Here is a 22300-nt window from a genome sequence, read left to right as displayed (position 1 = left end):
GATAACGGGGCCCGCACGCCGGTGCACCGGGCTAGAGTCGGTGGGGTGCGAGAATCCACCGCCCTGCTCACCGACAAGTACGAGCTCACCATGCTGCAGGCCTCCCTGCGCGACGGCACCGCGCACCGGCGCTGCGCCTTCGAGGTCTTCGGCCGCCGGCTGCCCAATGAGCGCCGCTACGGGGTGGTCGCCGGCACCGCCCGGGTGATCGACGCCCTGGCCCGGTTCCGGTTCACCGAGGAGCAGCTGTCCACCCTGGACTTCCTCGACGGGGCCACCCTGGACTACCTGCGCGACTACCGCTTCGGCGGGGACGTGGACGGCTACCGGGAGGGCGAGCTGTACTTCCCGGCCTCGCCGATCCTCACCGTGCGCGGCACCTTCGCCGAATGCGTGATCCTGGAGACGCTCATCCTGTCCATCCTCAACGCCGATTCCGCGGTGGCCTCCGCGGCGGCCCGGATGGTCACCGCCGCCGACGGCCGGCCGATCATCGAGATGGGCTCCCGGCGCACCCAGGAGCAGGCCGCGGTCACCGCCGCCCGCGCCGCCTACCTCGCCGGCTTCGACGCCACCAGCAACCTGGAGGCGGCGAAGGCCTACGGGATCCCGGCCTCGGGCACCGCCGCGCACTCCTGGACGCTGCTGCACACCGGCGCCGACGGCACCCCGGACGAGGCCGCCGCGTTCCGCGCCCAGGTCGAGGCGCTCGGCGTGGACACCACCCTGCTGGTGGACACCTACGACATCACCGCCGGGGTGGCCACCGCGATCGAGGTCGCCGGCCCGGAGCTCGGCGCGGTGCGCATCGACAGCGGGGATCTGGGCGTGCTGGCCCGGCAGGTGCGCCGGCAGCTCGACGGGCTCGGCGCGCACAACACCCGGATCGTGGTGTCCTCGGATCTGGACGAGTTCGCGATCGCGGCGCTGCGCGCCGAACCGGTGGACGCCTACGGGGTGGGCACCACCGTGGTCACCGGCTCCGGGGCGCCGACCGCGGGCCTGGTGTACAAGCTGGTGGAGGTCGACGGGGTGCCGGTGGCCAAGCGCAGCCGGGACAAGCGCTCCCATGGCGGGGCGAAGGCGGCGGTGCGCGCCTGCCGGCGCTCCGGCACCGCGGTGGAGGAGGTCGCCTACCCGCTGGGCGCGGAGCCCCCGGAGGTGGGCACCCTGGAGGCGACCCCGCTGACGGTGCCGATGATCCGCGGCGGGGAGCCGGTGGCCGGGCTGCCGGACCTGGAGGCCTCCCGGGAGCACCTGGCCGCCGCCCTGGTCACCCTGCCCTGGGAGGGCCTGGCGCTGTCCCGCGATGAGCCGGTGCTCTCGGTGCGCTTCGACCGTGTCTGATCCCGGCGCCGCCGGCGCGGGCGCCGACGACGCCGCCGCGGACCGGGTGGAGGAGCTGCTCGGCCATGCCGTGGCCGCCCTCGGCGGGGCCCGCCGGGAGGGGCAGGTGCGGATGGCCCGGGCGGTGCACGACGCCTTCGCCCGCGGCGGGCACCTGGCCGTGCAGGCCGGCACCGGCACCGGCAAATCCCTGGCCTACCTGGTGCCCGCGGTGGCCGCCGCAATCGACGAGGGCTCCCCCACCGTGGTGTCCACCGCCACCATCGCCCTGCAGCGCCAGCTGGTGGAGCGGGATCTGCCCCGGCTGGCCGAGGCGCTCGGCCCGCATCTGCCGCGCCGGCCGAGCTTCGCCATCCTCAAGGGCCGCAACAACTACCTGTGCCGGAAGAAGCTCGCCGACGTCGCCGACGCCCCCGGGGAGGTCGACGGCCAGGGCGATCTGATCGACCCGGCGACGCTGTCGCGCACCGCCCGGGAGGTGCTGCGGCTGCGCGAATGGGCCGAGGAGACCGAGGACGGGGACCGGGACTCCCTGGAGCGCGGAGTGCGGGATCTGGCGTGGCGGCAGGTCAGCGTCGGCGCCCGGGAATGCGTGGGCGCGGCCCGCTGCCCGATGGGCGCGGACTGCTTCGCCGAACGCGCCCGGCGCGCCGCCGATGACGTCGACGTGGTGGTCACCAACCACGCCCTGCTGGCCATCGACGCCCTCGCGGAGGCGGCGGTGCTGCCGGAGCACCATCGGGTGGTGGTCGACGAGGCCCATGAGCTGGTCGCGCGGGTCACCTCCGCGGCGGCCGCGGAACTGGGCCCGGCCGCCCTGGCGCTCACCGCCACCCGGGCGAGGAAGGCCGGGGCGGAGGAGCAGGCGGCGGATCTGGTGGACGCCGCGGATCTGCTCGCCGAGGCGCTGGGGGCCTCCGGCACCGCCGGGGCGGGGCGCTGGCGCGCCCTGCCGGAGGGGGTGGGCGAGGCGCTCACCGCGCTGCGCCAGGCGCTGTGGGCCACCCAGACCGCCCTGGCGGGCAGCCGGGAGGGCGATCTCGCGGAACGGCAGACGGTCCGGGCGACCTGCGAGAACCTGCACGACACCTGCGTGCGGGCGCTCACCGAGCTCGGCGGGGCGGCCCCGGTCGGCGAGGACGTGGTGTGGCTCGATGAGCGGCGCACCCTGCACGTGGCCCCGCTGGACGTCTCCGGGCTGCTCCGGGACCGGCTCCTCGCGGAGAACACGGTGGTGCTCACCTCCGCCACCCTCGCCCTGGGCGGGGATTTCCGGGCGATGGCCGCCGCCTGGGGGCTGCCGAAATCGGGCTGGCGGGGCATCGACGTGGGCAGCCCCTTCGACCCGGCCCGGGCCGGGATCCTCTACGTCGCCCGGCATCTGCCCAAACCGGGCCGGGACGGCACCGCCCCGGCGGTGCTCGATGAGCTGGAGGGGCTGATCCGCGCCGCGGGCGGGCGCACCCTGGGCCTGTTCAGCTCCCGGCGCGGCGCGGAGGCCGCCGCCGCGGAGATGCGCCGCCGGCTGCCCTTCGACATCCTCTGCCAGGGCGATGACGCCACCGGGGCGCTGGTGGCGCGGTTCGCGGCGGAGGAGAACACCTGCCTCTTCGGCACCCTGTCGCTGTGGCAGGGCGTGGACGTGCCCGGGCCGGCGCTGTCCCTGGTGGTGATCGACCGGATTCCCTTCCCCCGCCCCGATGAGCCGCTCAGCTCGGCCCGGGCGGAGGCCGCCGACGCCGCCGGGCGCAGCGGGTTCATGGAGGTCTCCGCCGCGCATGCCGCGCTGCTGCTGGCCCAGGGCGCCGGCCGGCTGCTCCGGGACGTCGCGGACCGGGGCATGGTGGCCGTGCTCGACCCCCGCCTGGCCACCGCCCGCTACGGCCCCTGGCTGGCGGCGTCCCTGCCGCCGCTGTGGCGCACCACGGATCCGGCGGTGGCCCGCGCCGCCCTGGAGCGCCTGGTCGCCGCCCGGCACCGGCGCTGAGCCGCCCGCCCCGCGGGGCCGGCTAGAGCCCGGCGCGGTCCGCGGCGGCGCGGGCGTGCTCGATCAGGGCGTCGACCAGCTCCACCGTGGGCGCCCCGGCGGGGGCGGCGTTGGCGGGCATGTCCCGCACCCGGCGCAGCACCCCCTCGGCGATGATCGCCACCTTCCACAGGCCCAGGGCGTGCCAGTAGGCCAGCGCCGCCGGGTCCTCCCCGGTGGCCTCCAGGTAGCGGGCCGCAAGATGGGCCCCGTCCGGGAAGCCCTCCTCCAGGGCGGCGGCGAACCCGGGCAGCACCAGCCCGTCGCGCTCCGGCCAGTAGGACAGCAGGGTGCCCACGTCGGCCAGCGGATCGCCGAGGGTGGCCAGCTCCCAGTCCAGCACCGCCAGCACCCGCCCGTCGGCGCCGCCGACGACCAGGTTGCCCAGGTGCAGGTCCCCGTGCACGAGCACGGTGCGCCGCCGGGTCGGCGCCGCCGCGGCGAGCCGGGCGGTGAGCTCCTCGACCACCGGCTGCTCCCGGGTGCGGGTGCGCTCCCACTGCGCCGACCAGCGGCGCAGCTGCCGCGGCGCGTAGGGCTCATGGGAGGCCAGGCCGGCCAGGCCGGTGGCCCCCAGATCCACCCGGTGGATCGCGACCATCGCGTCGACCAGGCCGTCCGCGGCGGCGGCGCGGGCCGCCGGGGTCATCGCCTGGGCCTGCCAGGGCGAGGTCAGCGCCACCCCGTGCACCTCCGCCATCGCCACCACGGGGGCGTCCGCGACGGCGCCGGCCTCGGCGATGCCGAGGATGGCCGGCACCGGCACCGCGGTACCCGCCAGGGCGGCCATCACCCGGCCCTCCCGGGTGACGTCGTGCGCGGAGGCGGCGAGCCGGCCCAGCGGGGGCCGGCGCACCACCACCGAGGCCCCGGCGGCGTCGACGGCCCGGTAGGTGAGGTTGGACTGGCCGGCGCCGAGCCGGGTGAGCTCGACCGGCCCGCGGGTGGCCCCGGCCAGGCCGGAGAGCCAGTCGGCCAGCCGCGCCCCATCGAAGGCGGCGGCCCCCGTCGCCCCGCTCACCGGACCTCCCCCCGCCCGGCGCGCAGTTCGGCCCGGGCGATGGTGCGCAGGTGCACCTCATCGGGGCCGTCGGCCAAGCGCAGCGCGCGCAACCCGGCCCAGAAGGACGCCAGCGGGGTCTCGTCGGTGACCCCGGCGCCGCCGTGCACCTGGATCGCCCGGTCCACCACCCGCAGCGCCGCCCGGGGCGCGGCGACCTTGATCGCGGCGATCTCCTGGGCCGCGGCCCGGTTGCCGGCGGTGTCCATCAGCCAGGCCGCCTTGAGGGTGAGCAGCCGGGCCATCTCGATGTCCACCCGGGATTCGGCGATCCAGTCCCGGATATTGTCCCGGTCCGCCAGGCGCCGGCCGAAGGTCTCCCGTTCGCCGGCCCGCCGGCAGAGCAGCGCCAGGGCCCGCTCGGCCATCCCGATGCAGCGCATCGCATGGTGGATCCGGCCCGGGCCGAGCCGGGCCTGGGCGATGGCGAAGCCCTCCCCCGCCCCGGCGAGCACATCGGCGTCGGGGACGAAGACCCCGTCGAACTCCACCACCGCATGACCCTCCCGGTCGTGGTAGCCGAACACCGGGAGATTGCGCAGCACCCGCACCCCGGGGGCGTCGGCGGGCACCACCAGCATGGACTGCCGGCGGTGCGGGTCGGCGTCCGGGTCGGTGACGCCCATGACGATGAGCACCGCGAGATGCGGGTGCATCGCATTGGAGGCGAACCATTTGCGCCCGGTGAGCCGCCAGCCGCCGTCGACCCTGCGGAAGGCCATGGCGATGTTGGTGGCGTCGGAGGAGGCCACCCCGGGTTCGGTCATGCAGAACGCGGAGCGGATCTCCCCGGCCAGCAGCGGCTCCAGCCAGCGCCGCCGGTGCTCCCCGGTGCCGAAGAGCTCCAGGATCTCCATGTTCCCGGTGTCCGGGGCGTTGCAGTTGCACGCCTCCGGCGCCAGGTGCGGGCTGCGCCCCATCAGCTCCGCCAGGGGCGCGTACTCCACGTTGCTGAGCCCCGGCCGGCCGGGGCCGGCGCCCGGGTGCGGGTGGAAGAGGTTCCACAGCCCGCGCTCGCGGGCCTCGGCCTTGAGCTCCTCCAGCACCGGCGGATGGTGGTGCGGGTTCCCGGAGCCGGCGATCTGGGCGGCGGCGATCGCCTCCGCGGGCAGCACCCGGGTGTCGATGAACTCGGCGAGCTCGGTGTGCAGGGCCCGGGCCCGCGCGCTGTGCGCGAAATCCACGGCGGCCCCCTTACGCCCCGGCCCCGGGGGCCCCGGCGACCTCGGGGGCGCCGACCCCGATCAGCTGCCCGCCGTCGATGACCAGGTTCGCCCCGGTGATCCAGGCGGCGGCCTCGCCGGCGAGGAAGGCGATGGCGGCGGCGACGTCGGCGGGTTCACCGAGCCGGCCCAGCGGGGTGGTCGCCGCCACCGCGGCCTCCCGGCCGGACCACAGAGCCTCGGACAGCCGGGTGCGCACGATGCCCGGGGAGACCGCGTTGACCCGCACCGCCGGCGCCAGCTCCCGGGCCAGCTGCCGGGTGATGTGCAGCAGCGCCGCCTTCGCCGCGTCATAGGCGCCGAGCCCGTCCTCCACCGTCAGCGCCCCGATGGAGGAGACGTTGACGATCGCCGCCCCCGGGTGCGCGCCCAGGCCGTGATCCACCGCGGCGCGGGCCCAGGACACCGGGGCCAGGGCGTTGACCGCCATGGTCTTGTCCAGGGCGGCCTGCGGCTGGCGGGTGAGCGGCCCGTAGGCGGGGTTGGTGCCGGCGTTGTTCACCAGGATGTCCAGCCGGCCGTGCGCCGCGGCCGCCGCGGCGGCGGCGGCATCGGCGGCGTCCGGGTCCGCGGCGTGCGCGCCATGCCCGGTGACCATCGCCGGGTCCACCCCGGCGGCGGCGGCGATCTCCTCCGCGGCGGCCGCCGCGGCCCCGGCGGAGCGGGAGGTCAGCGCCACCCGGGCGCCGGCGGCGGCGAGCAGTTCGGCGGTGGCGCGGCCGATGCCGCGGGTGCCGCCGGTGATGAGCGCGACGCGCCCGGTGAAGTCGTGGGAGATCATGTGCGGTCCTCGGGGTTCGCGGAAGGTGGGTCGGCCCTCACCCTAGTGAGGATTCGTGATCCCGGTCACTGTTTTGTTTTCCCATGCGTCGATTCCACCCCCGTGACCCCGGTTCCGGGGTAGGGTGATGCGCATCACTTTGCCGGCGGAACATCCCGCCCGCCGGCGCCGCCGACCCCCGAGGAGCACCATGCCGATCAGCGCCCAGATCATGAACCACCCGATGCCGGAGTGCAGCGTCTTCGACCTGATCTTCGGCGAAATCGACGAGCGGCACCGGGACAAGGTGGCCATCGCCGACTCCGGCGCCGAGGTCACCTTCGCCGAGCTGAAGGCCGATGTGGAGGCCTTCGCCGGGGCGCTCGCCGCCCGCGGGGTGCGCCCGGGCGACGTGGTCGCCCTGCACTGCCCGAACTCCACCACCTTCGCCGTGGCCTTCCACGGGGTGCTCCGCGCCGGCGCGATCTGCACCACGGTGGCCTCCATGGCCACCACCGAGGACGTGGAGAAGCAGCTGCGCGTCGCCGGGGCCACCACCATGCTCACCACCTCCGCGATCGGCTGGGCGGGCACCATCGGCGCGGAGAACGCCGGCCTGCCCGCCGAGCGGATCATCGGCCTGACCGGCGTGCACGGCATGGGCGAGATCCTCGCCGAGGGCCACCCCGCCCCCGAGGTGGACATCGACCCCGACGCGGTGGCGGTGATCCCCTTCTCCTCCGGCACCACCGGGGTGCCCAAGGGCGTGCAGCTCACCCACCGCAACCTGACCAGCAACATCGTGCAGGCCTCGATGGCCGCCGGGGACGCCCTCACCGAGGAGACCCCCACGGTGACCGTGCTGCCCTTCTTCCACATCTACGGGCTCACCGCGCTGCTCAACATGTGCCTGTACAAGCGGGCCACCCAGTACACCATGGGCCAGTTCGACTTCGGCTCCTTCCTCGGCATCATCGCCGACTACAAGGTGCGCTTCGCCTTCGTCGCCCCGCCGATCGCGGTGGCCCTGGCCAAGCACCCGGCGGTGGACCAGTTCGACCTGTCCAGCCTGGAGGTGGTGCTCTCCGGGGCGGCGCCGCTGCAGAACGACCTGGCCAAGGCCGTGGAGGAGCGGGTCGGCTGCACCATGGCGCAGGGCTTCGGGATGACCGAGTCCTCCCCGGTGACCCATCTGCGGATCGGCCATGACGCGCCCCTGGACTCCATCGGCCGGGCGGTGGCGAACACCGAGTACAAGATCGTCGACGTCGCCGATGAGGCGCTGCCCGAGATCGGGGTGCCCGACTCCGGCCACTCCGCCCCGGGCGAGCTGTGGATCCGCGGGCCCCAGGTGATGGCCGGCTACCTCAACAACGAGGAGGCCAACCGGGCCACCCTGCCCGGCGACGGCTGGCTGCGCACCGGGGACATGGCCGAGCTCGACGCCGAGGGCAACGTCTACATCGTGGACCGCTTCAAGGAGCTCATCAAGTACAAGGGCTACCAGGTGCCGCCGGCGGAGCTGGAGGACGTGCTGCTGCGGCATCCGGCGGTGGCCGACGCCGGCTGCGTCGGGGTCATCCGGGAGCATGACGGGGAGGAGATCCCCAAGGCCTACGTGGCGCTGAAGGAGGGCCACGAGCCCTCGGATCGGCTCGCCGAGGAGATCATGGACTTCGTCGAGGACCGGGTCGCCCCCTACAAGAAGGTCCGCGCGGTGGGCTTCCTGGAGGAGATCCCCAAGTCCGCCACCGGCAAGATCCTGCGCCGGGAGCTGAAGAACCTCTAGCGCCCTCCCCCGCCCCGGGCCGCGCCCGCGCCACCCGGCGCCGGGCGCGGCCGGCGCCGATCCGGCGCCCCGCTCAGGGCGCCCGGTCCGCGCAGACGGTGACCGCCCCGGGACGCACCTCGGTGAACCCGGCGTCGGCGACGGTGACCGCCGCCCGGGCGGCCCGGCGGCGGAACTCCCCGGCGGGCAGCTCGCGCACGCTCAACGGGAACCCGGCCGCCGCCCACCCCCAGGCCTCGGCCACGTCCATCGCCGCGGCCAGCAGCATCGCGGCATGGCCCACCTGGGCGGCGTCCTTGCCCACGGTCATGCCCAGCCCGGCGTCGATGTACACCACCGGCGCCGACGCCCGGGGCGGGCCGGGATCGTCGGCGGGCACCTCGGTGCCCCCGATCTGCAGCCGGGCGATGTCCGGGTGCACCTGGCCGACCGGGGTGGGCGGGAAAGCCCGGGCCGCGGCCCCGTCGACCTCCGCGGTCACCCCGGGCAGCGCCGCGAGCCGGTCCCAGCGGCCCGCCCGGGCGCGGCGCGCGATTTTCCGGATCCGGGCGCCGTACCAGCCGTCCAGGGCGTCGGCGAAATCGCCGCCGGCCCCGGCGCGCTCGTCCAGGCAGAGCGCCACCACCGCGGTGGCCGCGGCCTCCAGCAGGGCGGTGCGCCCCGGGGGCGGGTCCTTGGGGATGCGCAGCGCGATCTGCATCGCGCGCACCGTCTCCGGGTTCGCCGGGTCCTCCCGGCCGCCGCGGGCGTGCACCGCGGTGAGCCGGGCGTGCGCCGTCCGGAACCAGTCGGGGATCGCCGCCTGCGCTTCCATCAGCCCAGCGGCACCCGCCGCGCGGTGCCGTCCTCCCGGTCGGCCTGGTCGATCTCCTCCCGGGCGATGCCCAGGAAGAAGAGCACCTCGTCCAGGAAGGGGTTGTTCACCGAGGTGTCCGCCACCTCCTTCAGCGCCGGTTTCGCGTTGAAGGCGATGCCCAGGCCGGCCACGGAGAGCATGTCGATGTCGTTGGCGCCGTCGCCGACGGCCACCGTCTGGTGCATGCCGAGCCCGGACTCCTCGGCGAAGCGGCGCAGGCTGCGCGCCTTCTCCTCCCGGTCGATGATGTCGCCGACGACCCGCCCGGTGAGCCGGCCGTCGACCACCTCCAGGGTGTTCGCCCGGTAGAAGTCCAGGCCGAGGTCCTTCGCCAGGGGCTCCAGGATCTGGATGAACCCGCCGGAGACCGCCCCGGCCTTGTAGCCCAGGCGCTTGAGGGTGCGGATGGTGGTGCGCGCCCCGGGGGTGAGCCGGATGGACTCGGCGACCTCGTCGAGCACCGACTCGGGCAGTCCGGCCAGGGCGGCGACCCGCTCGTGCAGGGATTCGGCGAAGTCGAGTTCGCCGCGCATGGCCCGCTCGGTGACCGCGGCGACCTCGGCCTCCCGGCCGGCGTGCGCGGCGAGCATCTCGATGACCTCCCCGGTGATGAGCGTGGAGTCCACGTCGAAGCAGATCAGGCGCTTGGAGCGGCGGGCCAGGCCCTCGCGCTCGATGGCGATGTCCACCGCGGATTCCCCGGCCAGCTCGGCGAGGGCCTTGCGCAGCGGCACGCCCCCGCCGGGGCGCGGGTTGGCGATGGTGACCTTCAGCTCCAGGCCGGTGACCGGGTAGTCGGCGATGCCCCGGATGGTGTCGATGTTCGCCCCGTAGTCGGCGAGCACCTGGCCGATCCGGGAGATGTCGGAGGCCTCCAGGGGGTTGCCGAGCACCACCACCGCGTGGGTGGAGGCCTGCCGGATGGCGTCCACGCCCTCGGTGGTGACCTCCACGGCCATGCCCCGGTCGCGCAGGGTCTCGGTGAGGCCCTCGGCGAGGACGCCCAGCCGCCCCGGGTCCACCCCGATGAGCGCGCCCAGGGAGAGCCGCCGGCGGAACACGGACTGCTCCACGTCGAGCAGCTGCACCTGGTGCGCGGCGAGCACCCGGAAGAAGGCGGCGGAGACGCCGGGGCGGTCGGGGCCGTCGGCGGTGACCACGGCGGTGACGTGGCCCTCGGGCACGGCGACGGTGTCGGCGGGGCGGGCGGGCGCGCTCGCCCCGGCGGCGTCGGGGGCGGCGGTGGCGTCGGGGGTGTTCACGCACCGGATTATCCCATGTCGCGACCGGCGCCCGGCACCGGGGGCACCGCCGCCGGCGGGCCGGATCCGCCCGGGCGGGCTCCCCCGGGCACGCGAACGCCCCCGCCGGGGTCCGGCGGGGGCGGTCTTCGCGTAGTCAGTGCGCCGTCTAGAGCTGACGGCCGATATGCGCCTCGGCGCGCATGCGCTCAACCATGTGCGGATAGTGCAGCTCGAACGCGGGGCGCTCGGAGCGGATCCGCGGCATGGAGGTGAAGTTGTGGCGCGGCGGCGGGCAGGTGGTGGCCCACTCCAGGGAGTTGCCGTAGCCCCACGGGTCGTCCACGGTGACGACCTCGCCGTAGCGGACCGACTTGAACACGTTCCAGATAAAGGGCAGCACGGACAGGCCCAGCACCAGGGAGCCGACGGTGGAGAACATGTTCAGGGTGGTGAACCCGTCGGTCTCCAGGTAGTCGGCGTAGCGGCGCGGCATGCCCTCGTTGCCCAGCCAGTGCTGGACCAGGAAGGTGGCGTGGAAGCCGACGAAGGTCAGCCAGAAGTGGATCTTGCCCAGCTTCTCGTCGAGCATCCGGCCGGTCATCTTCGGGAACCAGAAGTACAGGCCCGAGTAGGAGGCGAAGACCAGGGTGCCGAAGAGGGTGTAGTGGAAGTGCGCGACGATGAAGTAGGTGTCCGAGATGTGGAAGTCCAGCGGCGGGGAGGCCAGCATGATGCCGGTCAGGCCGCCGAAGAGGAAGGTGACCACGAAGCCGAGGGCGAAGATCATCGGCGTCTCGAAGGTCAGGTGCGCCTTCCACATGGTGCCCAGCCAGTTGAAGAACTTCACGCCGGTGGGCACCGAGATGAGGAAGGTCATGAAGGAGAAGAAGGGCAGCAGCACCGCGCCGGTGACGAACATGTGGTGCGCCCAGACGGCCATGGACAGGCCGGCGATGGACAGGGTCGCGAAGACCATGCCCGCGTAGCCGAACAGCGGCTTGCGGGAGAACACCGGCACGACCTCGGTGACGATGCCCACGAAGGGCAGCAGCAGCACGTAGACCTCGGGGTGGCCGAAGAACCAGAACAGGTGCTGCCACAGGATGGCGCCGCCGTTGGCCGGGTCGTAGATGTGCCCGCCCAGCTTGCGGTCGTAGAGGATGCCCAGCGCCGCGGCGGTGAGGATCGGGAAGATCAGCAGCACCACGATCGAGGTGACCATGATGTTCCAGGTGAAGATGGGCATCCGGAACATGGTCATGCCCGGGGCGCGCAGGCACAGCACGGTGGTGATCATGTTGATGGCGGAGGCGATGGTGCCCACGCCGCCGACGCCGACGCCGACGATCCACAGGTCCGAGCCGACGCCCGGGGAGTGGATGGAGTCCGAGAGCGGCGAGTACATGGTCCAGCCGAAGTCGGCGGCGCCGCCCGGGGTGAGGAAGCCGGACAGCATGAGCACGCCGCCGGCGGTGGTGAGCCAGAAGCCGAAGGCGTTCAGACGCGGGAAGGCCACGTCCGGGGCGCCGATCTGCAGCGGCAGGATGTAGTTCGAGAAGCCCCACACGATGGGCGTCCCGAAGAGCAGCAGCATCACGGTGCCGTGCATCGTGAACAGCTGGTTGAACTGCTCATTGGACAGGAACTGGAGTCCCGGCTGGAACAGCTCCGCGCGGATCAGCAGGGCCATGAGGCCGCCCACGAAGAAGAACGTGAAGCTCATGGTGATGTACATCACGCCGAGCTTCTTGTGGTCCGTCGTCGTGAGCATGTCCCATGCCCAGTTGCCCTTGCGAGAGTGCCCGAAAGGCGCAGGACGCTCGGCCACGGTCACGTCGTGACCGGGACGTGGCGCTACTGCAGTCATTCTTCCTCCTGACTACGCGACGATCCTCGTCATTAAGGGTCGTCCAAGTTCTTTGCTGCCTGGATGGTACTGGAAGCGGGCCTCCCGAAGGAAGTCCGCCCCTGGCGTGCGCTGCCGAGTCTAGCGGCAACCTGAGTAAATGTTAAGGGCCCACCATACCCCACGGGGTTCCCGGGGCACCCGCGGCACCTGCGCGCCACCTGAGAATTCCCTTAAGCTGCGGTGATGTCCCCATGATGGCGCGGTGCGGGCGGAGAGCCCCGGCGCGCCGCCACCCCCGGCGGGGGTGGCCCCGGCGCCGGCGGCGCCTAGAAGTCCCAGTCCTCGTCCTCGGTGGACTCCGCCTTGCCCATGACGTAGGAGGAGCCCGCCCCGGAGAAGAAGTCGTGGTTCTCGTCGGCGTTGGGGCTCAGCGCGGAGAGGATCGCCGGGGAGACCCGGCACTCGTCCTGCGGGAAGACCCCCTCGTAGCCGAGGTTGTTCAGGGCCTTGTTCGCGTTGTAGCGCAGGAAGCGCTTGACGTCCTCGGTCCAGCCCAGCTCGTCGTAGAGGTCCTCGGTGTACTGGATCTCGTTGTCGTAGAGCTCCAGCAGCAGGTCGTAGGTCCAGTCCTTGAGCTCCTCGCGCTCCGCGGCCGGCTTGAGCTCCAGGTTCTTCTGGTACTTGTAGCCGATGTAGTAGCCGTGCACCGCCTCGTCCCGGATGATCAGCCGGATGATGTCGGCGGTGTTGGTCAGCTTGGCGTGGCTGGACCAGTACATCGGCAGGTAGAAACCGGAGTAGAAGAGGAAGGACTCCAGGATGACGGAGGCCACCTTCTTCTTCAGCGGATCCCCGCCCTCGTAGTAGCCGAGGATGATCTGCGCCTTGTTCTGCAGGTGCTCGTTCTCCTCGCCCCAGCGGAAGGCGTCGTTGATCTCCGGGGTCGAGGCCAGGGTCTGGAAGATCGAGGAGTAGCTCTTCGCGTGCACCGACTCCATGAAGGCGATGTTGGTGTACACCGCCTCCTCATGCGGGGTGATCGCGTCCGGCAGCAGGTTCACCGCGCCGACCGTGCCCTGGATGGTGTCCAGCATGGTCAGGCCGGTGAACACGCGCATGGTGGTGCGCTGCTCCAGCTCGTTGAGGGTGTTCCAGCTCTTGATGTCGTTGGACAGCGGCACCTTCTCCGGCAGCCAGAAGTTGCCGGTGAGCCGGTCCCAGACCTCCAGGTCCTTCTCGTCGGGGATGGTGTTCCAGTCGATGGCGGCCACCGGGCAGGCCTTGGCCTCCGGGTTCATCTCCCGGTGGGCGGGCGTCGAAGGGGGGCAGTCGTCGCGGTTGACGGTCATGGCGAACCTCCAGGGGTCGATTCTCGGGTGTCAGTCTATCCCCGGCGCCGGGCGCCGGGCCGGGGGCCGGGGCGGCCCCGCTCCGACGGAACCCCGGTGCCGTGGGCACCGGGGTCCGCGGGGTCGGGCGGGGGCCTAGAGCATGCAGCTGACGCAGCCGGAGAGCTCGGTGCCCTCCAGCGCGACCTGCCGCAGCCGGATGTAGTAGATGGTCTTGATGCCCTTGCGCCAGGCGTAGATCTGCGCCCGGTTGATGTCGCGGGTGGTGGCGGTGTCCTTGAAGAACAGGGTCAGCGACAGGCCCTGGTCCACGTGCTGGGTGGCCGCGGCGTAGGTGTCGATGATCTTCTCGTAGCCCACCTCGTAGGCGTCCGCGAAGTACTCCAGGTTGTCGTTGTCCATATGCGGCGCCGGGTAGTAGACGCGGCCGATCTTGCCCTCCTTGCGGATCTCGATCTTGGAGGCGATCGGGTGGATCGACGAGGTGGAGTTGTTGATGTACGAGATGGAGCCCGTCGGCGGCACCGCCTGCAGGTTCCGGTTGTACAGGCCGTGCTCCTGGATCCGCGCCTTCAGCTCCCGCCAGTCGTCCTGGGTGGGCACGTGCACGCTGGAGTTGTCGAAGAGCTCCTGCACCCGGGCGGTGGCCGGCTTCCACTCCCGGTCGATGTACTTGTCGAAGAACTCGCCGGTGGCGTACTTCGACTCCTCGAAGCCGCCGAAGCGCACCCCGCGCTCCTCGGCCAGCGCATTGGAGGCCTTCAGCGCCTCGTAGAGCACGCAGTAGAAGTAGATGTTGGTGAAGTCGATGCCCTCCTCGGAGCCGTAGTGGATCCGCTCCCGGCCGAGGTAGCCGTGCAGGTTCATCTGGCCCAGGCCGATCGCGTGGGATTTGTCGTTGCCCTTGCGGATGGAGGGCACCGAGTCGATGGAGGTCTGGTCGCTCACCGCGGTCAGGCCCCGGATCGCGGTCTCGATGGTGGCGGAGAAGTCCGGGGAGTCCATGGCCATGGCGATGTTCATCGAGCCCAGGTTGCAGGAGATGTCCTCGCCGACGTGGGCGTAGGACAGGTCCTCGTTGTACTCCGAGGGCGTGGAGACCTGCAGGATCTCCGAGCACAGGTTGGAGTGGGTGATGTGGCCCTTGATGGGGTTCGCCCGGTTCACGGTGTCCTCGAACATGATGTACGGGTAACCGGACTCGAACTGGATCTCGGCGATGGTCTGGAAGAAGGCCCGGGCGTTGATCTTCTGCTTCTTGATCCGCGGGTCCTCCACCATGTCCGCGTAGTTCTCGGACACGTTGACGTCGGCGAAGGGCTTGCCGTAGATCCGCTCCACGTCATAGGGGCTGAACAGGTACATGTCGTCGTTGCGCTTGGCCAGCTCGAAGGTTATGTCCGGGATGACCACGCCCAGCGACAGGCTCTTGATCCGGATCTTCTCGTCGGCGTTCTCCCGCTTGGTGTCCAGGAAGCGCATGATGTCCGGGTGGTGCGCGTGCAGGTACACCGCGCCGGCGCCCTGCCGGGCGCCGAGCTGGTTGGCGTAGGAGAAGGAGTCCTCGAGCAGCTTCATCACCGGGATCACCCCGGAGGACTGGTTCTCGATGTGCTTGATCGGCGCGCCCTGCTCGCGCAGGTTGGACAGCAGCAGCGCCACCCCGCCGCCGCGCTTGGACAGCTGCAGCGAGGAGTTGATGGCCCGGCCGATGGACTCCATGTTGTCCTCGATGCGCAGCAGGAAGCAGCTCACCGGCTCCCCGCGCTGGGCCTTGCCGGAGTTGAGGAAGGTCGGCGTGGCCGGCTGGAAGCGCCCGGAGATGATCTCGTCGACCAGGTGCCGGGCCAGGGCCAGGTCGCCGTCGGCGAGGGTGAGCGCGACCATGCACACCCGGTCCTCGTAGCGCTCCAGGTAGCGCTTCCCGTCGAAGGTCTTCAGCGTGTACGAGGTGTAGTACTTGTACGCGCCGAGGAAGCTGGCGAAGCGGAACTTGTGCGCGTAGGCCTGCTTGAACAGGGCCTTGACGTCGGCGAACTCGTACTTGTCGAGCACCACCGGGTCGTAGTACTTGTTCTCGACCAGGTAGTCCAGCTTCTCCTTGAGGTTGTGGAAGAAGACCGTGTTCTGGTTGACGTGCTGCAGGAAGTACTGCCGCGCCGCCTCCCGGTCCTTGTCGAACTGGATCTTGCCGTCATCGTCGTAGAGGTTCAGCAGCGCGTTGAGCGCGTGGTAGTCCATCTGCTCCTCGCCCTGCGGCTCCGGCACGGACCTGCCCTTGTCAGTCAAACCGTCACTCCCTGTCTTCCCTCGCCCGCCCGCGTCCCGCGGGGGCGTCGTTTTCCGTGTGTTCTCGTCCTCGTGGCCGGGGCGGGTGCGCCCGCCCCGGCGTCCTTCCGTGGAATGGGGAGGTGGTCGCCGCGGCTGCGGCCGCGGCCCCGGGGGAGTCGCCTCCCCCGCCCGGGCGCCCACCTCGGCGCCCGGGGTCGTCGATGCTCGGCTCAGGCGCTCAGCGCCCCCTCGGCGGCGGCCAGCCGGCGCTCGAACTCGGCGATCCCGGCCTGCACCGTGGCCACGTCCTCCTCATTGCCCATCAGCTCGAAGCGGTACAGGTAGGGCACCTTGCATTTGGCGGAGATGACGTCGCCGGCCAGGCCGAAGTCGGTGCCGAAGTTGGAGTTGCCGCCGGCGATCACGCCGCGGATCAGCGCCCGGTTGTCCTCGTCGTTGAGGAAGCGGATGACCTGGGGCGGCACCGGCCGGGTGTTGCCTCCGGAGATCGACGCCCCGCCGCCGTAGGTGGGGCAGATCAGGACGTAGGGCTCGGTCACCCGCAGCGGCGGCTCGCTTTTGCGCTGGGGGATCGCCGCCGACGGCAGCCCCAGCTTCTCCACGAACCGGCGGGTGTTGCCGGTGGCGGAGGAGTAGTAGACGATCAGCATGACTTTCTCGCCTCCTCGACGAAGGGCCGCGACCCCGCGGTCGGGGTCGCGGCCCGGTGATGGTGTCCCGCGACGCGGGCTCAGGCGGCCTGCAGGGCCCTGATCCGGTCCGGCCGGAAGCCGGACCAGGTCTCGCTGCCCGTGTCCACCACGGGCGCCTGGAGGTGCCCCATGGCCATGACGTAGTCGCGGGCCTCGTCATCGAGGGTGATGTCCACGACGTCGTACTCGATGCCGGCCTTGTCCAGGGCCCGGGTGGTGGCGCGGCACTGCACGCAGGCGGGCTTGCTGTAGACGGTGACCATGGTGGCACTTCCTCACGTAAAATCCGGGTTCCCCGCGGGCCGGAAAACCTCTTCCGGTGCCGCTCGCGCCTCCTCGGCGCGACACCTCGAAACACTACACATAGGGCCCGAAAAAGGCCAGTGGCACTACATGTAGTAGTTACACCTCTGATATTCCCAGCTCGCCCGGAGCGGCGGCACTAGATGTGGCGCATGTGATCATCACACGGCTGTGATTCGTCCTCGGAATCGCGTTGTCGATTGGCCCACATCGATGTGATTCGCCGCCCCGGGCCACGCCGCCGCAGGTCGCGGCCACCCCCTTTCGGGGCCGTTCGCCGCCGCCGCGCGACCGCCGGCGGGCCGGGGCGCCGCGGTGCACGCCGGCCACCCCGGACCCCGGGCGCCGCCGCACCGCCCCTCCCCCGCCGGCGCCCCCGGGGCGCCGGGCCCCGGGCATGGGAAAGGGGCCGCGCACCGGTTCCCCGGTGCGCGGCCCCCGGCGCCGTTCGCGGCGCCGCCGGCTCAGCCCTGGCGGGCCTTGAAGCGCGGCTCCTTCTTGTTGATCACGTAGACCTTGCCGCGGCGACGCACGACCTGGGCGCCCGGCTTGTTCTTCAGCGACCGAAGGGACTTGCGAACCTTCATTCGGGCGCTCCTTTCCTGTCGACCTGGGACCTCGGGGCTGCCGCGCCGCCTGCGGGAGGGCGGCGGGCACCCGCGGTGACGCCAGCGGAGGCGTCACGGCACGAATGGGCATGCTACCGCACGAGCCGACCGGGGGCCAAAAGCCCCCCGGCCGGCGGCGCCCCGGCGGGCTACCCCGCGGCGGCGCGCATCCGGCGGCGCACCTCCGCCAGGCTCACCCCGGCGGTCTCCGGCACCACCCGGGCGGTGAACACCGCCGCGGCGGCGCCGAAGCAGGCGAAGAGCAGGAAGGAGGCGGCGCCGCCCACCGCCTCGACCAGGGGCAGGAAGGACTGCGCCACCGCCCAGTTGGCCACCCACAGGGCCAGCCCGGCCAGGCCCATGCCCACCCCGCGCACCTCGGCGGGCACCACCTCGGAGATGAGCAGCCAGGTGGCCACCGACACCGAGGCCTGCTGGAAGGCGATGAACAGGGCCATCAGGCCCAGGGCGAGCATCGCCGCGGCCGTCGAGCCGGCGGCCGCCCGGTAGGCGGGGGCCAGCGCGACCAGCGAGGCCGAGCAGCCGGCCAGGCCGATGAGCAGCATCCGGCGCCGGCCGACCCGGTCGATGACGGCCATGCCCACGGCGCACATCACCACCGACACGGTGCCGATCACGATGGAGGTGTACACCGCGTTCTGCGCGGACAGGCCCACCTTGGCCATCATCGTGGGCGCGAAGTAGACGATCGCGTTGACCCCGGTGATCTGCTGGATCACGCCGATGGTCATCGCCACCGCCACCGAGCGCCGGATCCAGGGCACCCGCAGCAGGGAGCGCTCCCGGCGGCGGGTGGCCGCATCCGCCGATCCCTCGGCGACCTCGATATCGGCCGCGGCGGCGCCGGGGCCGCGCATGGCGCGCAGCACCCGCAGCGCCTCCTCGGCGCGGCCGCGGCGGGCCAGGTGCGCCGGGGTCTCCGGCAGCGCCGCCATCCCGGCGAGCAGCACCACCGCGGGCACCGCGCCCAGGCCCAGCATCCACCGCCAGGCCCCGGAGCCGGCGAGGGCGGAGTTGGTGAGGAAGGCGACCAGCTGGCCGATCACGATCATCAGGGAGTTCAGGCTGACCAGCCGGCCGCGGATGTCCGGGGCGGCCATCTCCGCGATGTACATGGGCACCACGATGGAGACCGCGCCGATGCACAGGCCGAGCAGGGTGCGGGCGGCGCCGAGGGACACCGCCGAGCCCGCCGCCGCCGACCACAGGGAGCCGGCGACGAAGCCGACCGCGCCGGCGGCGATGGTGGCCCGCCGGCCGATCGCGTCGGCGACCCGGCCGCCGGCGACGGCGCCGAGTGCGGCGCCGACCAGCAGCATGGCGGTGACGGTGGATTCCTGGGCCGGGGTGAGCTCGAAGGAGCGCTGGATGAACAGCAGCGCACCGGAGATCACCCCGGTGTCGTAGCCGAAGAGCAGCCCGCCCAGGGCGGCGACGGCGGCGACGGCGATGGACTTGCGGCGGCCGCGGGCGGCGGCCGCGGGGGAGGCGGCGATCACGGCCGTCATCATGCCATCCGGGCGCTACCCTGGTCACATGGCATCGACCCAGGACCGCATCATCGCCGAACTGCACGTCGCCCCCGAAATCGACCCGGCCCGGGAGGTGGCTCGCCGGGTGACCTTCCTGCGCGAGTACCTCGCCGCCACCGGGGCCGCCGGGTTCGTGCTGGGCATCTCCGGGGGCCAGGACTCCACCCTGGCCGGCCGGCTGTGCCAGCTGGCGGTGGAGCGGGTGCGCGCCGAGGGCGGCGAGGCCGCCTTCGTCGCGGTGCGGCTGCCCTACCGGGTGCAGGCCGACGAGGCCGATGCGCAGGCCGCGCTGGCCTTCATCGACCCCGATGAGACGGTCACCGTGGACGTCGCCGGCGGGGTCGACGCGATCGCCGCGGACGTCGCCGCCGCGCTCGGCGCGCCCGCGCTGGGCGACTTCAACAAGGGCAACGTCAAGGCCCGGATGCGGATGGTGGCGCAGTACGCCATCGCCGGGGAGCGGGGCCTGCTGGTGGTGGGCACCGATCACGCCGCGGAGGCGGTGACCGGCTTCTACACCAAGTTCGGCGACGGGGCCGCGGATCTGGTGCCCCTGGAGGGCCTGGACAAGCGGCAGGGTGCGGCGCTGCTGCGGCACCTGGGCGCCCCGGAGGCGACCTGGCGGAAGGTGCCGACCGCGGATCTGGAGGAGGATCGCCCGGCGCTGCCCGATGAGGAGGCCCTGGGCGTGGGCTACGCCGAGATCGACGACTACCTGGAGGGCCGGGAGGTCCCCGCGGCCGCGCGGGAGCGGATCGAGGCGCTGCACCGGGGCAGCCGGCATAAGCGGGCGCTGCCGCCGGGCCCGGCGGCGACCTGGTGGCGGGACTAGCGCGGCCCCGCGCACCGGGCGCGGGGCGGGTCGGCGGCGATCCCGGCGGGCCGGGGGCGCTCAGCGCACCGGGCCCTCGTCGGGCTCCTCGTCGTAGGCGGCGGCCCAGTCCACCGCGGGCGGCTCCGCCCCGGCGGGCATGGAGTACTGGAAGGCCGCCGCCCCGGCGGCCCACACCCCGTCCAGGTCCACCCCGGAGTCCTGCACCAGCTCGGCGGTGACCAGCCCGTGCGCGAAGGCCCACAGCGCCAGGCCGCGGTGCTCATCGCCGGTGACCGCGACGAAGGGGGCGCGGATCCGCCGGTCCAGGGCGTCGGGCTCGGTGACGTCGACGATCTTGGTGCGCGCGATGAGCCGGTAGCCGTGCGGGTCGGCGACGGCCTGCTCCCGGTAGGCGGCGAGCACGCTGGCGGCGGTGGGCTCGGCCTCGCAGGCCTCCTGCAGCCGATCCGCCAGGGCCACCAGCATCTCCTCCAGGAGCAGCCGGAACAGCTCCTCCTTGCCGGAGATGTGCTTGTACAGGGAGGGCGCCTTGACGCCGATCCGGGTGGCCAGGCGCCGCATGGACACCCCGCCCCAGCCGGATTCGCGGAGCATCTCGCGCGCCTCGTCGAGGATGCGGCGCACCCGCGGGGACGGCTCACCTGCGCCGTGCCCGGGCTCTCCGGAATCTATGGTCTGCGTCACAGCGCACACCTTAACGGCGGCCGGCGCCGGGGGAAAGGATTGTCCGCCGCCCCACCCCCATCCCGGGTGGGGCCGCCCCCGCGGCCACCCCGGCCCCGGGCCCCGCGCGCACCCGCCGCGGCCGGGGCCGGGGGGACGGTCGGTGGAGTGCGGATCAGTAGCGCTCCGGCTCCTCGCCGAGGTGGAAGCGGCGGCCGGAGACGGTCTTCGGGGTGACCACCACGTAGTTGTACTTCAGGGTGGGCAGCCAGGGTTTCAGCGGCAGCTCATCGGCCTCGGCGATCTCCGCGGTGGAGCTGAGCACCCGGGCGGTGCCCTTGACCACGACGCTCCATGCGGAGTCCTCGTCGCGGTCGACGGTGTCGGCCTCGAAGAGCACGTCGTGGTTGAGGGAGAGGGTGAACAGCTTCGAGCCCTCGGCGGTGCGGAAGTAGATCTCGCCCTCGTGCACGAGGTAGTTCAGGGGGAACAGATCCATGTCGTCCTCGCGGCGGACCACGAGGCGGCCGAAGTGGCGGGTGGCGAGGAGCTCCAGCGACTCCTCCTCGGACAGCTGGACGATGACGTCATTGGATTCGCTCATACCGTCCATTGTGGCACCCTTCCCCACCCCGTGCAGCTAACGGCGGTAGCCGCAGGTTCGCGGGGGTGCCCCGGAAACGGCAAAGGGGCGGTGGACGCCGTCCTGCGGCGTCCACCGCCCACTCCACTCACCGTGGAGCTAACGGGACTCGAACCCGTGACCCCCACACTGCCAGTGTGGTGCGCTACCAGCTGCGCCATAGCCCCGTGCAAAAAGCGGTATTCGGTTATCCGGGCATCCGACCGCCTGGGCGGATGCAGTGGAGCTAACGGGACTCGAACCCGTGACCCCCACACTGCCAGTGTGGTGCGCTACCAGCTGCGCCATAGCCCCATCGACCCGGGCCACCCCGCAGGGGGCGCCCCGTGACCACAATCAAGCTACACGCAGGCCCTGCTTTCCCCAAATCAGCAGGTGGGCGACGGCCCGCGCCGGGGCCGCCGCTCCCCGCGCCGGCCTACTCGCCGTCCGCGGCCGCGCCTTCCCCGGCGCCGGCCTTGATGGCCTCGGCCACCCACTGGCCCAGGGTGTCCGCGCCGAGCCCCGCGGTGACGTCGACGCCGTCGACGACCACATGCGGCGAGGAGGGGCCCTCCAGATCCAGATCCGCGACCAGCTTCTCCGCATTGGCCTTCGCGCTGGCCGCCGCGGCCCCCAGGTCCAGGCCGTCGCGGATCTCGGCGACCACGTCACCGTCCGCGCCCATGGACTTCGCCCGATCCGCGAGATCGGCCCAGTCCCAGGTCGCCGAGGTCTGCTGATCCCGCATCAGCAGGGTGTGGAAGTTCCAGGTCAACGCGGCGTCGCCGGTCTCCGCCAGGCGCCGCATCACCGCGTAGGCGCGGGTCGAGTGGCCCTCGGCGCCGCGGTCCAGGAAGTTCAGGGTGCGGTACTCCACCACCAGGTCGCCGGCCTCCAGGGCGGCGAGCTCATCGGCGTGCCCGGCGGTGGACATGTCCGCGCAGAAGTGGCAGGAGTAGTCCTCGTAGACGGTGGCCACCGGGGCGTCGCCGGCATCGGCGGCGGCGAGCCGGATCACGTCGCCGTCCAGGGCGACGGTGACGTCCGGCTGCTCCTCGGGCAGGCCCTCGATGGGCTGGTTGCGGCCCATGTAGACCACCGCCCCGATCACCACGGCGACGATGGCGACCAGCGCCAGCACGCCGAGGGTGAATCCGGACGTCTTCTCGTTGGGGTTCTTGATCTTCTGGCTCACGCAGGACACGCTACCCGGCCCGCGCCGCGGG

Annotated in this window: 19 protein-coding genes and 2 tRNA genes; 4 read left to right on the top strand and 17 right to left on the bottom strand. The window is 72.6% G+C overall.

The window, feature by feature from the left end; translation table 11 throughout:
* Positions 1-45: 45 nt before the first annotated feature.
* Both CSPHI_RS02925 and CSPHI_RS02920 read left to right on the top strand, forming a co-directional pair.
* Positions 46-1347, top strand: coding sequence for a nicotinate phosphoribosyltransferase (locus CSPHI_RS02925; protein WP_075691428.1), 1302 nt, complete (start codon positions 46-48; stop codon positions 1345-1347).
* The gene (locus tag CSPHI_RS02920; RefSeq protein WP_084210201.1) at positions 1310-3334 is read left to right on the top strand and encodes an ATP-dependent DNA helicase; all 2025 of its coding nucleotides are present in this window, start codon (positions 1310-1312) and stop codon (positions 3332-3334) included. The genes CSPHI_RS02925 and CSPHI_RS02920 overlap by 38 nt, the downstream gene beginning before the upstream one ends.
* Before the next feature lie 22 nt (positions 3335-3356).
* Here CSPHI_RS02920 and CSPHI_RS02915 read toward each other — a convergent pair whose 3' ends face one another.
* From CSPHI_RS02915 to CSPHI_RS02905, 3 genes are read right to left on the bottom strand one after another with little or no spacing between them, the layout of a single operon-like run.
* Positions 3357-4394: a phosphotransferase family protein gene (locus CSPHI_RS02915; RefSeq protein ID WP_075691426.1), complete on the bottom strand. Its 1038-nt coding sequence runs from the start codon at positions 4392-4394 to the stop codon at positions 3357-3359.
* The gene (locus CSPHI_RS02910) at positions 4391-5617 is read right to left on the bottom strand and encodes an acyl-CoA dehydrogenase family protein (protein ID WP_075691425.1); all 1227 of its coding nucleotides are present in this window, start codon (positions 5615-5617) and stop codon (positions 4391-4393) included. Before CSPHI_RS02910 ends, CSPHI_RS02915 begins: the two co-directional genes overlap by 4 nt.
* Positions 5618-5627: 10 nt before the next feature.
* Positions 5628-6437, bottom strand: coding sequence for an SDR family oxidoreductase (locus CSPHI_RS02905; RefSeq protein WP_075691424.1), 810 nt, complete (start codon positions 6435-6437; stop codon positions 5628-5630).
* A gap of 190 nt (positions 6438-6627) precedes the next feature.
* On the opposite strand from CSPHI_RS02905, the gene CSPHI_RS02900 reads away from it, so the two are divergent.
* Entirely contained in the window at positions 6628-8205 is a 1578-nt protein-coding gene (locus CSPHI_RS02900; protein ID WP_075691423.1) for an AMP-binding protein, read from the top strand.
* Positions 8206-8278: 73 nt separating this feature from the next.
* Here the strand turns inward: CSPHI_RS02900 and CSPHI_RS02895 are convergent, their stop codons facing one another.
* The 9 genes from CSPHI_RS02895 to CSPHI_RS02855 all read right to left on the bottom strand — a co-directional run bounded on the left by CSPHI_RS02895 (position 8279) and on the right by CSPHI_RS02855 (position 18927).
* Complete coding sequence (locus CSPHI_RS02895; RefSeq protein ID WP_075691422.1) at positions 8279-9019, bottom strand: hypothetical protein; 741 nt, start codon at positions 9017-9019, stop codon at positions 8279-8281.
* Positions 9019-10332: a phosphoserine phosphatase SerB gene (gene serB, locus CSPHI_RS02890; protein ID WP_425429737.1), complete on the bottom strand. Its 1314-nt coding sequence runs from the start codon at positions 10330-10332 to the stop codon at positions 9019-9021. Before serB ends, CSPHI_RS02895 begins: the two co-directional genes overlap by 1 nt.
* A 139-nt stretch (positions 10333-10471) precedes the next feature.
* Positions 10472-12172, bottom strand: coding sequence for an aa3-type cytochrome oxidase subunit I (gene ctaD / locus CSPHI_RS02885; RefSeq protein WP_075691421.1), 1701 nt, complete (start codon positions 12170-12172; stop codon positions 10472-10474).
* A gap of 308 nt (positions 12173-12480) precedes the next feature.
* The gene (nrdF, locus tag CSPHI_RS02880; RefSeq protein WP_075693660.1) at positions 12481-13452 is read right to left on the bottom strand and encodes a class 1b ribonucleoside-diphosphate reductase subunit beta; all 972 of its coding nucleotides are present in this window, start codon (positions 13450-13452) and stop codon (positions 12481-12483) included.
* A 186-nt stretch (positions 13453-13638) separates the two neighbouring features.
* Positions 13639-15744, bottom strand: coding sequence for a class 1b ribonucleoside-diphosphate reductase subunit alpha (gene nrdE, locus CSPHI_RS02875; protein WP_425429736.1), 2106 nt, complete (start codon positions 15742-15744; stop codon positions 13639-13641).
* Between the two features lie 260 nt (positions 15745-16004).
* Positions 16005-16445: a class Ib ribonucleoside-diphosphate reductase assembly flavoprotein NrdI gene (gene nrdI, locus CSPHI_RS02870; protein WP_075691419.1), complete on the bottom strand. Its 441-nt coding sequence runs from the start codon at positions 16443-16445 to the stop codon at positions 16005-16007.
* Between the two features lie 80 nt (positions 16446-16525).
* Complete coding sequence (gene nrdH / locus CSPHI_RS02865; protein WP_075691418.1) at positions 16526-16750, bottom strand: glutaredoxin-like protein NrdH; 225 nt, start codon at positions 16748-16750, stop codon at positions 16526-16528.
* 504 nt (positions 16751-17254) lie between these two features.
* Entirely contained in the window at positions 17255-17377 is a 123-nt protein-coding gene (gene ykgO, locus CSPHI_RS02860) for a type B 50S ribosomal protein L36 (RefSeq protein WP_005511141.1), read from the bottom strand.
* A 170-nt stretch (positions 17378-17547) separates the two neighbouring features.
* Positions 17548-18927, bottom strand: a complete 1380-nt coding sequence (locus CSPHI_RS02855) for a sugar porter family MFS transporter (RefSeq protein WP_084210425.1) — start codon at positions 18925-18927, stop codon at positions 17548-17550.
* Between the two features lie 28 nt (positions 18928-18955).
* Here CSPHI_RS02855 and nadE point away from each other — a divergent pair, with 28 nt between their 5' ends.
* Positions 18956-19783, top strand: a complete 828-nt coding sequence (gene nadE / locus CSPHI_RS02850) for an ammonia-dependent NAD(+) synthetase (protein WP_075691417.1) — start codon at positions 18956-18958, stop codon at positions 19781-19783.
* Positions 19784-19843: 60 nt separating this feature from the next.
* Here the strand turns inward: nadE and CSPHI_RS02845 are convergent, their stop codons facing one another.
* From CSPHI_RS02845 to CSPHI_RS02825, 5 genes are all read right to left on the bottom strand, one after another.
* Positions 19844-20470, bottom strand: a complete 627-nt coding sequence (locus tag CSPHI_RS02845; protein ID WP_245803337.1) for a TetR/AcrR family transcriptional regulator — start codon at positions 20468-20470, stop codon at positions 19844-19846.
* Between the two features lie 154 nt (positions 20471-20624).
* Positions 20625-21053, bottom strand: coding sequence for a pyridoxamine 5'-phosphate oxidase family protein (locus CSPHI_RS02840; RefSeq protein ID WP_075691415.1), 429 nt, complete (start codon positions 21051-21053; stop codon positions 20625-20627).
* 133 nt (positions 21054-21186) lie between these two features.
* Positions 21187-21259 (bottom strand) — tRNA-Ala (locus CSPHI_RS02835).
* Positions 21260-21313: 54 nt separating this feature from the next.
* Positions 21314-21386, bottom strand: a tRNA-Ala gene (locus tag CSPHI_RS02830).
* A gap of 124 nt (positions 21387-21510) precedes the next feature.
* Positions 21511-22269 carry a DsbA family protein gene (locus tag CSPHI_RS02825; protein WP_075691414.1) on the bottom strand — a complete coding sequence of 253 codons (759 nt, stop codon included), beginning with the start codon at positions 22267-22269 and terminating at the stop codon, positions 21511-21513.
* Positions 22270-22300: the final 31 nt, after the last annotated feature.

Origin of the sequence: Corynebacterium sphenisci DSM 44792 (assembly GCF_001941505.1) — a bacterium.
In the GTDB taxonomy this organism is placed as follows: Bacteria; Actinomycetota; Actinomycetes; order Mycobacteriales; family Mycobacteriaceae; genus Corynebacterium; species Corynebacterium sphenisci.
The sequence above is the reverse complement of the archived record's forward strand: the minus strand, read 5'-3'. Positions and strand labels throughout refer to the sequence as shown.

Excerpts from the sequence above, each read along its gene's own strand:
- CSPHI_RS02920 (WP_084210201.1), top strand. The coding sequence starts at position 1,310 with ATGAGCCGGTGCTCTCGGTGCGCTTCGACCGTGTCTGATCCCGGCGCC.
- CSPHI_RS02905 (WP_075691424.1), bottom strand. The coding sequence starts at position 6,437 with ATGATCTCCCACGACTTCACCGGGCGCGTCGCGCTCATCACCGGCGGC.
- CSPHI_RS02900 (WP_075691423.1), top strand. The coding sequence starts at position 6,628 with ATGCCGATCAGCGCCCAGATCATGAACCACCCGATGCCGGAGTGCAGC.
- CSPHI_RS02895 (WP_075691422.1), bottom strand. The coding sequence starts at position 9,019 with ATGGAAGCGCAGGCGGCGATCCCCGACTGGTTCCGGACGGCGCACGCC.
- ctaD (WP_075691421.1), bottom strand. The coding sequence starts at position 12,172 with ATGACTGCAGTAGCGCCACGTCCCGGTCACGACGTGACCGTGGCCGAG.
- nrdF (WP_075693660.1), bottom strand. The coding sequence starts at position 13,452 with ATGAACCCGGAGGCCAAGGCCTGCCCGGTGGCCGCCATCGACTGGAAC.
- nrdE (WP_425429736.1), bottom strand. The coding sequence starts at position 15,744 with ATGGACTACCACGCGCTCAACGCGCTGCTGAACCTCTACGACGATGAC.
- nrdI (WP_075691419.1), bottom strand. The coding sequence starts at position 16,445 with ATGCTGATCGTCTACTACTCCTCCGCCACCGGCAACACCCGCCGGTTC.
- nrdH (WP_075691418.1), bottom strand. The coding sequence starts at position 16,750 with ATGGTCACCGTCTACAGCAAGCCCGCCTGCGTGCAGTGCCGCGCCACC.
- ykgO (WP_005511141.1), bottom strand. The coding sequence starts at position 17,377 with ATGAAGGTTCGCAAGTCCCTTCGGTCGCTGAAGAACAAGCCGGGCGCC.
- CSPHI_RS02855 (WP_084210425.1), bottom strand. The coding sequence starts at position 18,927 with ATGACGGCCGTGATCGCCGCCTCCCCCGCGGCCGCCGCCCGCGGCCGC.
- nadE (WP_075691417.1), top strand. The coding sequence starts at position 18,956 with ATGGCATCGACCCAGGACCGCATCATCGCCGAACTGCACGTCGCCCCC.
- CSPHI_RS02840 (WP_075691415.1), bottom strand. The coding sequence starts at position 21,053 with ATGAGCGAATCCAATGACGTCATCGTCCAGCTGTCCGAGGAGGAGTCG.